The sequence below is a fragment of the Dellaglioa sp. CoH-57-MRSF-21 genome (assembly GCF_056781915.1).
This window is the reverse complement of sequence record NZ_JBXAXU010000110.1, coordinates 1-361: the sequence shown is the minus strand read 5'-3', so window position 1 is coordinate 361 and position 361 is coordinate 1. Positions and strand designations below refer to the sequence as shown.

Genomic DNA, 361 nt, shown 5'->3' with positions numbered 1-361 from the left:
AACTAGATAGGAGTGCTGTCAAACTCGACTTGGAACCACGCTGCCCGATTACGCCCACGTACTGTAGATAGTTTCGGAGTCCGTGGTTTTGGATCAGCTCCCATTTACCGCGCTTGCACTTTGGACACTTACCATACTCCAAGAACTGGATATGTTCTGGCATTTCTTTTGCCTTGTAGTCCACAGGCACGTTGTGCACATCGAGCCACGCTTTATTCGAGCACACAGGGCACGCTTCACCGAACAGCATAGTACCGACCCACAACTGACGAGACCAAGGCGGGTTTGCCTTGGGGTTCTGCATGTTGAATGCATAGTCATAGAAGTTCTTTGCTTGACGCATGTCTCGCGTATCAACCTT

General features: G+C 50.1%; 1 protein-coding gene. It reads right to left on the bottom strand.

Going from position 1 to position 361, the window contains the following annotated elements; translation table 11 throughout:
- A partial coding sequence (locus AC1RPQ_RS08180; RefSeq protein ID WP_481762290.1) for a hypothetical protein occupies positions 1–343 on the bottom strand: 343 nt, incomplete at its 3' end.
- Positions 344–361 lie beyond the last annotated feature (18 nt).